An 11,805-nucleotide genomic window follows, 5' to 3' on the forward strand; every position below is an offset into this window, starting at 1 on the left:
ATCGCCAAAGCTCAGCTGCATCGAAATCGTCCGCTCTGGTTCTTCATCGATTGTCGCAGATCAGGCTCTTTGTTCAGAGCTTCCTTAAGCATGGTGAGGATGCAGCGCTCGCAAGACACCCCGCGCTTGCTGCACTTCAAACGAAGCGGTATCCGGAAGGCGCCGTTTAATGGTCAAACGGAACTTTTTCAGGCCGTTGCTTTCCTTTCCACTGGCCCTGCTTCTTCGCTTGGGGACAAATACTCATGTACTGGCCTACTGCGGTGACGGCAGTCTGTGTCCAGACGTTGAAGCAGACATTGCCAACGCAACATGGTCCGGTACTCGTTGGCCACGGGCAATAGCCTGGAACAGCGACCCAGGTCCCGGAGATCGGATCAATCGGAGTCCAGTTTTTGTCCTCGTCTTTGCACCCCTGGGTACAAAAAACAAAGGGATCGTTGCTGCGGCATGCCAGCTCTTGATAAACGCTTTGTCCCGCTGCGCTAGCCGCCTGAGTGAACAGAAGAACTGCAAATATCCCTATCCAGCGTTCCATGACAACTCCTTGAGTGCTGATTCTTGAAGTGTACGTTCTATCTATGGCAAGTCAAAGCCGGTATGCGTGCAGCTGGCCTCTGTAGTATGCGTGTGAAAGCAGGTGCGCAGCGCCACATCGATGAGGGGGCCGGTCTTTTGTTTTTCCCGCTTGATGTCTGAGTCCCTTCGCCTGTCTCCTTGCATCGATTCTTTGTGTGCAGCGAGGAGATGGATTGTGGTAGCAGGCACGATGACCTTCGGCAGGTTGTCGGCGCCGTGCGCTCCGCGTACGGTCGCGCATCGCCCCGTTGGACTCTTCTCGATGAAGCCTCTTGTGATTGCCATCGCCCTGGCGCTCGGCATCTGTTTGCCGCTCCAGGCAAAGACCAGTACCAGCACCACCAGCGCACCTGCTGCTCCTGCCTGGGTACAGACCAGCAACGGCTATGCGCAGATCCTGCTCAATGCGCAGGCGCCGTTCCAGCCCGAATACGCCAGCTTCTTTGGCGTGCCCGGCTACGACGATCAGGTCGTCGACCTGGGTCCGGACAACGCCGCGCGTTATCGTGATGCCATGCGCAAGGCGCGCGCCACGCTGCAAGCCAAGCTGGCCACCGAGCGCGATGCCAGCGTGCGCCAGGACCTGCAGATCATGATCGTCGCAGCCGAGCAGAACATCGAAGGCAGCGAGCTCAACGAGCGGTATCTGTTGCCCTGGAGCGACGCTCCCGAGGTGGTCTTCAGTGGCCTCAACGGTCTGCTGTCCGACCAGACCGTGCCCGAGCGCCGCGCCAAGGCGCTGGATCGCCTGAAGCGCTACGCCGGCCTGGTGCCGGGAAGCACGCCGACCACCACGCTGGCGCGCCAGCGCTAATGAGGAAAAGCTGGGCAACACCGCGTTGCTGCAGCCCACCCAGCGCGAAGTGGAGCAGGCGCTGGCCAATGTGGACACCTACGTCGCCGGTATTGGCGAACTGTTCGCCAAATACAAGATCACTGGTGCCGACGAGGCGCTCAAGGCCATGTCCACGCAACTGAAGGACTACGCCGCCTGGGCCCGCAGCACGGTGCTGCCCAAGGCGCGCAAGGACACCCGCCTACCCGAACCGTTGTACGCCTTCCAGCTCAAGCAGGTCGGGATCGACATCGCCCCGCAGCAGCTGATCCAGCGCGCGCACCTGGAGTTCATGGAGACCCGCTCGGCCATGCGCCAACTGGCGCCGCTGGTGGCCAAGGCCAAGGCCAAGGGCGTGCAGGGTGGCGATTATGTGCAGGTGATCCGCGCCCTCAAGGTCAACAAGATCGCCGACGACCAGCTGGAAACCCACTACCGCGGCGTGATCGATCAGATCGACCCGATCATCCGCCAGCAGCGCATCGTCGACGTGCCCAACCGCCCGATGCAGATGCGCCTGGGCAGCGCCGCCGAAAGCGCTGCGCAACCGGCCCCGCACTTCCTGCCGGCGCCGTTGATCGGCAATACCGGCCAGCAGGGACAGTTCGTGTGCCGCTGGGCAACCCGACCACCAATGGCGCCAAGAAAGAGCAGTACGACGACTTCAACTTCGGCTCGGCCGCCTGGACGCTCAGCGCCCACGAAGGCCGCCCCGGCCACGAGCTGCAGTTCACCGCCATGGTCGAACGCGGCGTCTCACTGGCGCGCAGCATGTTTGCCTTCAACTCGGTCAACGTCGAAGGCTGGGCGCTGTATGCCGAAGCAGACATGGTGCCGTACGAACCGCTGGACGGTCAGCTGATCGCCCTGCAGTTCCGCCTGTTGCGCGCCGCCCGCGCCATGCTCGACCCGATGCTCAACCTGGGCCTGATCGACCGCGAACGCGCGCGCCAGGTACTGGAAGACGACGTTGGCCTGTCGCCGGCCATGACCCGCCAGGAACTGGACCGCTACACCGTCCGCGCCCCCGGCCAGGCCGGCAGCTACTTCTACGGCTACACCCGCATCCTCGAACTGCGCATGCGCACCGAACTGGCTCTGGGCAAGAAGTTCGACCGCCTGGCCTTCAACAACTTCCTGCTCGACCAGGGCCTGCTGCCACCGGACCAGCTGGCCAAGGCGGTGGAAACGCAGTTCATTCCCGCGCAGCACGCCAAGCGCTAAACAGTTCCGTCGTATGCAAAAGCACAGGGCGCGATGCAACGCTGGAAACAGCCATCCATCGCGCCCTGGCGCATTGCTTCGGGCGAATCTTGCACGCTTTATCGCGTCGCCGGCGGAACAACCGGTGCCGGGCGCTGCTCCGCCCCCGCAGGCACCCAGATCGCCACACCTGCGGCACGCTTCTGGGTGGAGGGGATGCCGATGCCCAGACCACCGCCGACGCGGCCGCCGTAGCTACCACCGCCGACCGACAGGCCGCCGCCCGAGCGTTCTGAGCCCACGCCGACGATGACCACGCCGTTGGCGCCGAGCTTGGCGGCTTCGCGCTTGAGGCGTTGCACGGCGGCGTCGGTCTGGCCCTGGGTGCCGAAGCCGGCGGCGCTGGTCGATTCGAGCTGGGCGATTTCCACCGAGCCGGCCGGTGCGTTGGAATACACCTGCACCTGCGCCGGGTCGATCGGCGCGCGCGCCTGGCCCAGCATCACCTTGGAGCTGCTGGCGCAGCCGGCTAGCAAGGCGACGGTGGCCGCCGCGATGGCGACGTTCCTGATCAGCGATTGCTTGTGCATGGTGGACCCCCGTTGGGTAATGAAAGCTGGGTAACGAAAGCCGGGTAGTGGCAGCGATGATCCGGCGCCTGGGCTGAATTGCGCCGGACTTGGGCGCACCCTAGCCATGCCGATGTGAGGCTGCCGCCAAACCGCCATTGGTCATGATGACCACCCGCCCACGGCGTGAGGACGGCCGCGCCGGTAAGCTCGTGCTTTCTTCAAGACGAGGTGGCACGTGGGATTGATCAGTCTGTTGTGGGGCATCGTGGCGCTCCTCTGGATGGTGTTGGCCTTCATTCCGCTGCTGGGCTGGGGCAACTGGTTCCTGATTCCGTTCGCGGCGGTGGGCGCGCTGATCGCCGCCATCGCGTTGTTGTTCACCTCGGCAGGCAACCGCGGCCGTGCCAAGACCGGCCTGGTGCTCAACGGCTTGGTGATCGTGGTCGGGGTGATCCGCTTGAGCCTGGGTGGCGGCATCATCTAACAGGCTTTCGATAAGGCGGTGATGCACATGCGCGCCTGCGCCAGGCGAGCAGTGCCTGTGTCGCCAGCTGTGGGTGCGCTGCCCGATGTGTCGTCAGGCGCACGCAGCCAACACGCGTGCCGTTGCAGCGCTGCGACACTGCGTCGCAGCGCGTCCTGCGCGTGATGGCGGGCGTAAACTGATGCGCTGTCTACAGGACTTGTCATGGCCCACCCCCACTATCGCCCCCGCCGCATGCGCCACGATGCGTTTTCGCGTCGGTTGATGCGCGAAAACACGCTGACCACCGACGACCTGATCTGGCCGGTGTTCGTGCACGAGTTGCCTGGCCGCGCGCCGATTGCATCGATGCCGGGCGTGGAACGCCTGTCGCTGGACGAATTGCTGCGCGAGGCGGAAAACGCGCTGGAACTGGGCATCCCGGTGATCGACCTGTTCCCGGTGATCGACCCGGCCGGCAAGAGCCTGGACGCGGCCGAAGCCTGGAATCCGGACGGCCTGGCGCAGCGCGCGGTACGTGCGTTGAAGTCGCGCTTTCCTGAGCTGGGCGTCATGACCGACGTGGCGCTGGACCCGTACACCACCCACGGCCAGGACGGCATCATCGACGCCAAGGGTTATGTGCTCAACGAGATCACGGTCGAGGCACTGGTCAAGCAATCGTTGTCGCACGCGCAGGCGGGCGTGGACATCATTTCGCCGTCGGACATGATGGATGGCCGCATCGGTGCGATCCGCCGCGCGCTCGATGCCGACGACTATCTCAACGTGCGGATCATGGCGTATTCGGCCAAGTACGCCTCCGCGTTCTACGGCCCGTTCCGCGATGCGGTGGGCAGTGCCGGCAATCTGGGCAAGGCAGACAAGACCACCTACCAGATGGACCCGGCCAACGGCGACGAAGCTTTGCGCGAGATCGCCCTGGATCTGGAAGAAGGTGCGGACATGGTGATGGTCAAGCCGGGCATGCCGTATCTGGATGTGGTGCGCCGGGTGAAGGAAGAATTCCGCGTGCCGACCTTTGCGTATCAGGTCAGCGGCGAGTACGCGATGCTCAAGGCCGCCGCGGCCAATGGTTGGCTGGATGAGCGTAAGTGCGTGCTCGAGGCGTTGATGGCCTTCAAACGTGCCGGTGCCGATGGCGTGCTGACCTACTTCGCCCCGCAAGTGGCGCGCTGGTTGCGCGAAACACGCTGAGCGCGAGCACGGTGCGACGGCGCTGCCATTTCAGTTGTGCATGGATAAGGGCGCTCGCTTCGGCCAAGCGGTTGCCTGCGGGCAGTAGGATCCGGAGTGGGCGGTCCGGTTCGATGGCCGGTCGTTAGCCTGAGAGATGCACAACGCCCGCTGGATGGGGGGCGACGTGCCGCCTGCATCAGAGGCAATACGGCACGTCGCTCCCATGCACCAGCGTTCAAACGCGCTGGTGTGATGGCTTGCGTACACCGTAACCGGACCGGCGCGCTAAGCTTGAAATTTCAAGGCCAGCCGCGGATCGCGCCTGGCGACGGCGCAGCGCCGAGCCAGCAACTGGTAGTGGTACTTGTTACGCTGTGTCAGCAAATCCCCAATTCCGTCTCTCGTCTCAGGGCAGCACCAACCCGATCGCCTGCGACTTCACGCTGGCGCTGAGCGAGGGGAACGGGTCGACGTTGGTCATCACGACCAGGTCGTCGATCGACACCACATCGCAGTTGATGCTGCTGTCGTTGACGCACAGATACGCGCCCACGCCCACGCCCGGTTCGTAGATCGCCTTCCACACATACGTCGGCACGGCGACCTGGTCGGTGCCGATCGTCGCTGCGGTGCCGCTGTCGAAGGCCGGGCCGGTCACCACGTACAACTCGCCGTGTTGCTTGGCCAGCTGACGCACTTGTTCTTCGATGTGCGCCCACTCGCCGGTGTTGAGCTTGCGGTCCTGCGGGACGACGTTGGCCATGGAAAAGGTTTCTTTTTCCGAGCTTTCGGTCGATGCATCGCCGGCCGGCGTCATGTGCCCGCGGTCGTAGCCGGTGTTGGTGTAATCGGAACTTTTCGAGCGATCGGCGGCCGGGATGCCGGTTTCTTCGTGAAACGAGCCGACCCGGCCGATCGCCTCGGCGCCGGCAACCTGTTGGTCGGTGAGGTGCTCGGCCGAATACACCGGGTCCTTGGTCACGCCCGAGGCCAGCAGCACGTATTCGGTGTGGCAGACCTCGGTGGTGTGGGTCGTGCTGCTGCCCACGCTAGGCGGGGCGCCTTTTGCGTAAAGGGTGGGACAACTGGTGGTGGCCACCGCCACCGAGGTCGCGCACAACACTGCCAGGGCCACACAACCGCGCAAGAGATAAGGACATTACAGAGCTCGCTTGCCAGGGGAGTGAGGAAGGTGGCAACGGGCGATGTCCAAACGATGACCGCGCCATGTGCGGCAGATGACGGCGCGGCGCATCAGGCAACACCGACCATTTCAGGGCGCATGGCGTGCAACCGAACGCAGCATCTAACCGGCGTTGGCGCAGATCGGATGCGAGACTCATTCTCATCTACAATGGCCGGCCGTCCTGTTTCGTGTCCAGGCCTTGATCAAGACGCTCCTGTTCCAGCTGCATTGGCTGCTCGGCATCACTGCCGGGCTGGTGCTGTCGGTGATGGGTTTGACCGGCGCGGCGATGTCGTTCGAAAACGAGATCGTGCGCATGGCCAACCCGGCCATTGCGCAGCTGGCGCAACGGCATGCGGCGGGCGAGCAGCCCTTGCCGGTGGATGTGCTGCTGCAACGGCTCGATCTGGCGCCGGCCGGTGCGGGGCAAAAACAGGCGGTGACGCGCCTGTTGATCGACCCCACCGGCGCGCGTCCTTCTGCCGCCCGTCTCTCCGGCAAGGGCGCGGGCCGGGCGTACTTCGATCCCTATACGGGTGAGCGAGTCGCGCCGCCGCGGTTGAGCACTGCGTTTGCCTTCATCGAAGACCTGCACCGCAACCTGACGGCCGGCAAGCGCGGGCAGGCGGTCACCGGTGCGAGCGCCTTCATCTTGCTGTTTTTCTGCGCATCGGGGCTGTATCTGCGCTGGCCGCGGCGGTGGTGGAGCCCGCGCACCTGGTGGGTGGTGGAATGGCGACGCCAGGGGCGCAGTTTTTTGTGGAGCCTGCATGCGGTGTTCGGCACCTGGTGCTTGCTGGTGTATCTGCTGGTCGCGCTGACCGGGCTGACCTGGTCCTACCCCTGGTATCGCGATGGCATGATGGCCTTGCTCGGCGTTGCGCCTGCGATGCGCGGCGACAAAGGCGATAACCGCCCAGCCACTGTCGATCTTGCACGCGTGCAGCGCACGCTCGATGGCATTCCCGCAACGCGCAGCGCCGCCCTGGATCTGCGCATTCCCACGCGCGCCGGGCAGCCGTTGAACGTGCGGTTCTTGCCGGACAATCCCGCTCACGATCGCGCCTACACCGGTCTTGATATCGCGCCGGACAGTGGAGCACTGCTGCAGCGCCAGGACTATGCGCTGCTGCCGCGCGGGCAGCAATTGGCGGTGAGCATGTTCCCGCTGCATTCGGGCAGTTTCTTCGGGTTGCCGGGGCGCATCGTGGTGATGCTGGCGAGCCTGGGCATGTCGGTGTTCTTCGTCACCGGCTGGATGCTGTATCTGGATCGGCGCCGCAAAAAACGCGAACTGCGCGCTGCGCGCAACGTGTTGCAACGCGCAGCACCGGCATCGCAAGCGGCACCATGGTTGATTGCGTTTGCCAGCCAGAGCGGTTTTGCCGAACGCCTGGCGTGGCAGGCCGCCGGGCATCTGCAAGCCGCCGGCCTGCCGGTACAGGTGCGCTCGCTGGCGCAGCTGGATGCGCAGGTGCTGCAACGCACCGGACATGCGCTGTTTGTGATCAGCACGTTTGGCGATGGCGAGCCACCGGATACCGCACGCGGTTTCGAGCGTGGGCTGCTGCGGCAACGCCTGGAATTGCCGCACCTGACGTACGCGGTGTTGGCGCTGGGCGACCGCCAGTACGCGCAGTTTTGCGGGTTCTCGCGGCGCGTGGAACAGTGGCTGGATGCGCAAGGTGCACGCGCGCTGTTTTCTGCGGTGGAACTGGACAACGTCGACCCGCAGGCGCTGGCGCAATGGCATGCGCAGCTGGGCCAGATCGCCGGTGCACCGGTGAGCGTGGCGCCGCTGGCACGACCTAAATTGAGCGACTGGACCCTGTCCTCGCGCACGCATCTGAATCCGGGCAGCGCGGGGGCGCCTATCTGGCGCATCGATCTGCAGCCACCGGCCGACGCGCATTGGCAGGCCGGCGACATTCTCGAAGTGCAGCCTGCGCATGCCGAAGCGAAGGTGCGCGCTTGTCTGACGGCATGGGGCCTGTCGCCAGACGCGCTGGTGCAACTGCTGCCATTGCAGCAGGCCGCCGCCGAGCGCGTGCTACCGGAGCCGCCCGCTACGCCGCTTGCTCATCGCCCTGATCCGCATACCTGGCTGGACGCATGTGCTTGGCTGCCCACCCGCGATTATTCGCTCGCCAGCGTCCCGGCCGACGGCGCTGCGACGGTGGTGGTAAGGCTGACGGCGCGTGCCGACGGCAGCCCCGGTCTGGGTTCGGGTTGGCTGATCTGCCACGCGGCGATCGGCGCGCCGGTGCGCGCACGGTTGCGCACCAATCCCGGGTTTCATCGGCTCGAAACAATGCCGATGGTCTTGATCGGTAACGGCACCGGCATTGCGGGCCTGCGCGGGCTGCTACGCGAGGCCGAGGTGGCCGGCGTGCATGGGCACTGGCTGTTGTTCGGCGAACGGCATGCGGCGCACGATCGCTTGTTGGCCGACGAACTGCAGGCCTGGCAGGCGAGCGGGCATCTGCAGCAGCTGGAGTGGGTGTTCTCGCGCGATCAACCGCAAAAACGCTACGTTCAGCATCGCTTGCGCGAAGCCGGCGACGCGCTGCGGCACTGGATCGACCGTGGCGCGGTGATCTACGTCTGCGGCAGCCTGGACAGCATGGCGCGCGAAGTCGATGCAACCTTGCGAGAACTGCTCGGCGACACGCGGTTGGAATCGTTGACCGCGGCGGGCCGTTATCGACGCGATGTGTATTGAATGCGGTGATGACTGTGGCATGCCTGCTGATATCCGCTGGCGAAACACAGGGATTGATCGTTAGGTTGTTGCAGACGGTCAGAACGGCAGACCGCAATACACGGCTGACCTTGAGCATCGGCCGCTGGCTGCTCGCATCGCATCTGCGCAGCGGTTTGTTGGGCTTGACTTGTTGGATGCCGCCAAAAATCTGCTCGGTCACGCGCGGTGTCCTCGCCGCTCGCAGGACACGCCGTGAACCCATCCATGGGGCTCGTTGGCGGCATCCATGCCACCAACGTTCCCGCAATCGGCGAGGGCACCACGCTCATCAGTTCGCTGGTTGTTGATTGAAGAATGAGGATTTGGCCTCGCACGGTTTGCCAGTCGCCTCATTGGAAGCGATCGGCCGTTCTGCGGCGAATGCCCAGATAAGATCTTCTCGGCCTGACCTATGCACCGATCATCTCAATGGCAACGCGCATCGCCGTCGGCTGCCGGTGCCTTCATCCGGTAGATGTCCAGTTGCCCTGCACGCGGCGCGCGCGCACTACCGGTCACCAGTAATTCGCCAGGCTTGGCCGCATCGACGACCGCGCCGAACGTGCGCTCCTGCGGCCCGTTGAACGACAGCGGCAGCGGCAAGCCCGCTGCAAAATGCCCGTCCTTGCAGATGGCCAGCAGCAGTTGGCTGGGGCCATCGGTCTTCCCGCGGGCCCATACCAGCGCGCGTCCGTCGCCGAGCCAGGCGGCGTCCAGCTCGTCGGCTGCGCTATTGATGTCGACCAGGGCCACCGGCGCAGTGAACGCCTGCCCATCCCAGCGCGCGACGAATAGATCCATACCGCCAGCACTGCCATGTCCGTCGCTGGCGAACAGCAAACGTGTGCCATCCAGCGACAGCGTGGGTGCGCGCTCGTTGCCGGCGCTGTTGATCGCCGCACCCAGCGACTGCACCGGGCCCACGGCGCCCTGCGCATCCACCGGCGCTCGGTACAGGTCGCTGCCGCCCGCGCCGCCGGGCCGGGTGGAGGCGAACAGCAGCCAGCGGCCGTCGGCACTGAACAATGGGGCGGTCTCGTCCTGCACGGTATTGACCGGCAGCGGCCGCGCGTCCTGCCAACGCCCACCGCGCAGCTGCGCCTGCCACAGATCCCAGCCGCCGGTGCCACCGGCCCGGTCGCTGGCCCAGACGATGCGTTGCCCGTCCGGGCTGAGCGTGGCGCGCGCCTCGTTGGCCGGCGTGGAGACCACGCCCATGCCCTCGATGCCGAATTCAGCAAGCCCCGGAGCAGACGGGACGCAGAGTAAACTTGCCGCCAGCGTGAGCAGCGTCCATCGGTATTGCATGCGGTGTTCCTGCCTCAAAGAGCGACTCTAACGTCGCGCACAGTCTAGTCAACCAGAGAGCGTTTCATGCCCGTATCCCGTTATGCCGTGTTCGGTCACCCCGTCGCCCATTCGCTGTCGCCGGCCATCCACGCCGACTTCGGGAAGCAGACCGGCATTGCGCTGGACTACACCGGCATCGACGCGCCGCTGGACGATTTCAGCGCCGCGCTGCAACGTTTCGGCGATGAGGGCGGCAAGGGGGCCAACGTCACCCTGCCGTTGAAGGAGGCCGCCTATGCGCTGGCCAGCAGCCTGAGCGATCGCGCGCGGCTGGCCGGGGCGGTGAACACGTTGGTACGTAACGACGGCCAGTGGCAGGGCGACAACACCGACGGCGCCGGCCTGGTGCGCGATCTCACCGAGCGCCAGGGCCTGGATCTGCGTGGCCGCCGCGTGCTGCTGCTGGGCGCCGGTGGTGCTGCGCGCGGTGTGGCGCCGGCGTTGCTGGAGGCGGGCATTACCGCAATGGTGGTGGTGAACCGCTCGCCCGAGCGCGCCGATGCCTTGTGCGATGCGCTGGGCGAACCGGCGCGGGTGACGTCGCGTTACATCGAAGACCTGCGCGAGCTGGGCGACTTCGAACTGATCGTCAACGCCACGGCCGCCGGTCGCGACCGCGATGCCGGCGCGTTCGCATTGCCACTGGGCCTGGTCAACAGCCTGACTGCCGCGGTCGATCTGAATTACGGCGATACCGCCATCGCGTTTCTGGCCTGGGCACGTTCGGCGCAGTGCCGGTACGCCATCGACGGGCTGGGCATGCTGGTGGAGCAGGCCGCCGAGAGCTTCGCGCTGTGGCATGGCGTGCGTCCGGACACCGACCCGGTCTACGCCGCGCTGCGCGCGCGCGAGGCCGTGCTGGTCAGTGCCGACTGACGTGGGCAGCGCCGATGCCACCGCGATCCTGCTGACCCTGGTCACCGGCCTGCTGTCGCGCGTGCCGATGCTGATTGCGGTGCTGCTCGGGCTGGTCCTGTTGTGGCGCGCACCGCATGGCCCGCTGCGGCGCGCCGGGCTGACCGCGCTCTGGCTGCTGCTGGGCTGCCTGTTCGCCGAGGTTGCCGTCCAGGCGATCCCGATGCTGTTGCTGCAGCAAGGCAACGTGCGTCAGATCAGCATAGTGGTCGGCATCGCCCACTTCGTGCTGATGGCCGTGCAGGCCGCCGGCATCGGCGTGCTGGTGTGGACGCTGGCGGCCAGCCTGCAGCGTTTGCCCGCTGGCACTGGTCCGCGCCCATGATCCCGTTCAAAGCCATCTTGCTGGCGATCGTTGGACTGGTCTGCGCCGGGCAGGGCCTGTGGACGCTGCTGTATCCGCAGGCGCTGGCGGCGGTCAATCGCGGCGGCCTGCTGTACGAACACTTCGGGCCGAGCGGCGTGGGCGCCGGCATGCTGTTGATGGGCATCGCAATGACGGCCATCGGCGTGGTGTGGGCGCGCTATGCGTGGCCGGCGCGCCGGCAGCGGAACTGAGCGCATTGATAGTGCTTACGCTTTAAGGACAGCGGCGGGTCTTGCATCGGCATCCACTGCGCCGCCTTCTGGGTGACGCTGGCGGCGAGTGCCTGCAGGCGGCCGGTGCTGGCAGGCCACGATCGGAGAATCGAGCCATGCCCTCGGCCGCGCAGCACCGGCGTGGGACTGGCCGGTCGCCGCCGCACGCAGGCAACCTGT

Annotated in this window: 10 protein-coding genes and 1 pseudogene; 7 read left to right on the plus strand and 4 right to left on the minus strand. The window is 65.6% G+C overall.

The features are described 5' to 3' along the window. Window positions 1-166 precede the first annotated feature (166 nt). Complete coding sequence (locus XAXN_RS21335; protein ID WP_134980488.1) at window positions 167-538, minus strand: hypothetical protein; 372 nt, start codon at window positions 536-538, stop codon at window positions 167-169. A 303-nt stretch (window positions 539-841) separates the two neighbouring features. Between XAXN_RS21335 and XAXN_RS11585 the strand changes: the two are divergent. Continuing rightward, a pseudogene (locus tag XAXN_RS11585) lies at window positions 842-2,638 on the plus strand (DUF885 domain-containing protein). A 98-nt stretch (window positions 2,639-2,736) separates the two neighbouring features. Here XAXN_RS11585 and XAXN_RS11590 read toward each other — a convergent pair. Beyond that, complete coding sequence (locus tag XAXN_RS11590) at window positions 2,737-3,207, minus strand: hypothetical protein (RefSeq protein WP_054319656.1); 471 nt, start codon at window positions 3,205-3,207, stop codon at window positions 2,737-2,739. Window positions 3,208-3,430: 223 nt separating this feature from the next. Here XAXN_RS11590 and XAXN_RS11595 point away from each other — a divergent pair, with 223 nt between their 5' ends. Beyond that, window positions 3,431-3,673, plus strand: coding sequence for a hypothetical protein (locus tag XAXN_RS11595; RefSeq protein WP_170914488.1), 243 nt, complete (start codon window positions 3,431-3,433; stop codon window positions 3,671-3,673). Window positions 3,674-3,877: 204 nt separating this feature from the next. Beyond that, the gene (gene hemB / locus XAXN_RS11600) at window positions 3,878-4,870 is read left to right on the plus strand and encodes a porphobilinogen synthase (RefSeq protein WP_054319657.1); all 993 of its coding nucleotides are present in this window, start codon (window positions 3,878-3,880) and stop codon (window positions 4,868-4,870) included. Between the two features lie 388 nt (window positions 4,871-5,258). On the opposite strand, the gene XAXN_RS11605 is transcribed toward hemB, so the two are convergent. Next, window positions 5,259-5,987: a DNA/RNA non-specific endonuclease gene (locus tag XAXN_RS11605; RefSeq protein WP_054319658.1), complete on the minus strand. Its 729-nt coding sequence runs from the start codon at window positions 5,985-5,987 to the stop codon at window positions 5,259-5,261. Window positions 5,988-6,237: 250 nt separating this feature from the next. On the opposite strand from XAXN_RS11605, the gene XAXN_RS11610 reads away from it, so the two are divergent. Continuing rightward, window positions 6,238-8,760, plus strand: a complete 2,523-nt coding sequence (locus XAXN_RS11610; RefSeq protein WP_054319659.1) for a PepSY domain-containing protein — start codon at window positions 6,238-6,240, stop codon at window positions 8,758-8,760. A 447-nt stretch (window positions 8,761-9,207) separates the two neighbouring features. Here the strand turns inward: XAXN_RS11610 and XAXN_RS11615 are convergent, their stop codons facing one another. Beyond that, complete coding sequence (locus tag XAXN_RS11615) at window positions 9,208-10,089, minus strand: TolB family protein (RefSeq protein WP_054319660.1); 882 nt, start codon at window positions 10,087-10,089, stop codon at window positions 9,208-9,210. Window positions 10,090-10,155: 66 nt separating this feature from the next. On the opposite strand from XAXN_RS11615, the gene aroE reads away from it, so the two are divergent. Genes aroE through XAXN_RS11630 form a run of 3 tightly spaced genes read left to right on the plus strand, consistent with a single transcriptional unit; the run spans window position 10,156 to window position 11,604 of the window. Continuing rightward, window positions 10,156-11,007 carry a shikimate dehydrogenase gene (gene aroE, locus XAXN_RS11620; protein ID WP_054319661.1) on the plus strand — a complete coding sequence of 284 codons (852 nt, stop codon included), beginning with the start codon at window positions 10,156-10,158 and terminating at the stop codon, window positions 11,005-11,007. Continuing rightward, entirely contained in the window at window positions 10,997-11,371 is a 375-nt protein-coding gene (locus tag XAXN_RS11625; RefSeq protein ID WP_054319662.1) for a hypothetical protein, read from the plus strand. Before aroE ends, XAXN_RS11625 begins: the two co-directional genes overlap by 11 nt. Then, complete coding sequence (locus XAXN_RS11630; protein ID WP_054319663.1) at window positions 11,368-11,604, plus strand: hypothetical protein; 237 nt, start codon at window positions 11,368-11,370, stop codon at window positions 11,602-11,604. The genes XAXN_RS11625 and XAXN_RS11630 overlap by 4 nt, the downstream gene beginning before the upstream one ends. Window positions 11,605-11,805 lie beyond the last annotated feature (201 nt).

The sequence above is a fragment of the Xanthomonas axonopodis genome, from assembly GCF_001304695.1.
GTDB lineage: Bacteria > Pseudomonadota > Gammaproteobacteria > Xanthomonadales > Xanthomonadaceae > Xanthomonas > Xanthomonas axonopodis.